At 57.3% G+C, this 2,524-nt stretch carries 2 protein-coding genes; both read right to left on the minus strand.

Translation table 11 applies throughout. From position 1 onward, the window contains the following. Window positions 1-106: 106 nt before the first annotated feature. Window positions 107-451, minus strand: a complete 345-nt coding sequence (locus tag AC0QHF_RS15610; RefSeq protein ID WP_324705152.1) for a Dethiobiotin synthetase — start codon at window positions 449-451, stop codon at window positions 107-109. A gap of 263 nt (window positions 452-714) precedes the next feature. Beyond that, complete coding sequence (gene guaA, locus AC0QHF_RS15615; RefSeq protein WP_324705153.1) at window positions 715-2,340, minus strand: glutamine-hydrolyzing GMP synthase; 1,626 nt, start codon at window positions 2,338-2,340, stop codon at window positions 715-717. Window positions 2,341-2,524: the final 184 nt, after the last annotated feature.

Below are 2,524 nucleotides of genomic sequence, written 5' to 3' on the forward strand. Positions count from 1 at the left end.
GTAGCGACACCAAAATCATCAGTCAATCATCACAAACCAACCGAAATATAAAATCTGCGAAAATCTGCGAAATCTGTGGACTGAGTCAACCTATCCCACAAAAAAATCACTTCCACTGACCCGAAAAAATACCCTTCACCGCCTGAGAAATGCGGTCGAGATCTGCCTCCAAAAGCGGCGGCCATTCGACGCCCCGCTTGGAGCCCGCCGCGAATTGCCGGTGACTCTCCATCGCCAGTTGATACAGTGCCAAAACCAGAGAGCGATCGAAGGTTTCCGTCTCCTTCGATCCCTCAAATACCATTTTCAGGGCCAACAGAATCGACGTCACCTGACCGGGAACGGGGGGCTGGCCCTGTTGGAGGCGACTCAGGAAGGCGTCCGGGTTGTCTCGGACTTCCAAGGCCATTCCCTGTTCGATCAAAAAATTGCGGGCTGTTTTGTAATCCATTATTTGAAAAAGCTTGGAGACGGGGGAGACGCAGATGGGGGAGGGCGCAAACCTGGCGCCGGGACGCTCGAAAATTCCCCCCACCCGACCCCCTAATTTATCCGAGTTGTCATCCGTCTGAACGGCGGGTTTTCCACAAGAAACCGGGAGTTATCCACAAAAATCTGCGGGTTTTCCACAATCTCTAACCTTCCCTTAATCCGATCGCCCCCAAATCTTAATCGAATTATGGCATCAGAAACGATCGCCCAATTTCCCGACCGTCATTCCCACTCGATAGTTCCGGGCGGCTTGGAGGTGATGTCGTAAACCACCCGGTTGACGCCGCGCACCTCGTTGACGATGCGGTTGGAAATGGTTTCGAGCAAATCGTAGGGAACCCGGGACCAGTCGGCCGTCATGCCGTCCTCGCTGGAGACGCACCGCAGCACCACCGGATAGGCGTAAGTGCGCTGATCCCCCATCACGCCGACGCTGCGGACGGGCAGCAGCACGGCGAAGGCTTGCCAGAAGTCGTGGTAAACGCCCTGTTTGTGGATTTCGTCCCGGACGACAAAATCAGCGTCGCGGAGGATATTCAATTTCTCGGCGGTGACTTCGCCGAGGATGCGGATGGCCAGACCGGGGCCGGGGAAGGGGTGGCGGCGGACGATCTCCTCGGGGAGGCCGATGGACCGGCCGACTTTCCGCACTTCGTCTTTGAACAGCTTCCGCAGGGGTTCGACGAGTTTGAAGCGCAGGTCCTTGGGCAGGCCGCCAACGTTATGGTGGCTTTTAATTTTGACGGCCACCCGTTCGCCGGTTTTGGGATCGACGTTGGTATCGGCCGATTCGATCACGTCGGGGTAAAGCGTCCCCTGGGCGAGGTAGTCGAAGGGGCCGAGGCGGGCGGATTCTTCTTCAAAAACTTGGATAAATTCCCGGCCGATGCGCTTGCGCTTTTCTTCGGGGTCCGTGATGCCTTCGAGTTGTGCCAGGAAGCGATCGCGGGCGTTGACGTACTGGACGGGGATGTGGAATTGTTCCTGGAATAGCTTGACGAGCTTTTCGGGTTCGTACTTCCGCATGAAGCCCTGGTCGATAAACATACAGGTGAGTTGGTCGCCGATCGCCCGGTGCAGCAAAAACGCCAGGGTGGAAGAGTCCACGCCGCCGGAGAGGGCCAGCAGCACCCGCCGGTCCCCGACTTTGCCCCGGATCTCCCGGATCGCCTCTTCCACGAAGGCCTCCGTCGTCCAGGTGGGCTGGCAGTTGCAGATGTGGTAGACGAAATTCCGGATCAAGGCCTGGCCGCCGACGGAGTGGACGACCTCCGGATGAAACTGGACGCCGTAGAGTTTGCGATCGTGATCTGCGATCGCGGCGCAGGGGGTGTTGTCGGTGTGGGCGAGGACGTCGAAGCCGTCGGGGAGGCGGGTGCAGGAGTCCCCGTGACTCATCCACATCGTCGCCCCGTCGTCCACATTCGTCAATAAATCGGTGGGATCATCGATGGTGAGGGAGGCCTTCCCGTATTCCGCCAGCTTGGCCCGTTCCACCTCGCCGCCGAGTTGCCGGACCATCAACTGCATCCCGTAGCAGACGCCCAAAATGGGGATGCCCAGGTTCCAAATTTCCGGGTCGCAGTGGGGGGCGCCCGGGTCGTAGACGGAGTTGGGACCGCCGGAGAGGATGATCCCTTTCAAGTTCAGGTCGGCCAGTTGTTTGGCGCTGGTGCGGTAGGAAATGACCTCCGAATAGACCTCGGTTTCGCGGATGCGACGGGCGATCAGTTCCGAATATTGGGACCCGAAATCTAAAATGACGATCATCTCCCGATTCACCGGAGTCACCGGCTCAGTGATCGGTGTCGGTTCAGTTTTCGCCGAGGTTGGGGTTGAGGAAGTCATGATCGAATTGCAAGTCTAGAAGTTCTACAGTACAAGTTGCCTAAAATTTAGAGGATCTGCGATCGCACTTTGTCCGAAACCGATCGCAGATCTGGGGAGATTGATTCATTTGACTTCTCCCCGGTCTAAAGACGCGGGGATTCTTAAGCCGTCCAAAACTGAACTCTTAAAGGCATAGTCAATG

It is taken from the genome of Lyngbya sp. CCY1209, from assembly GCF_055795065.1.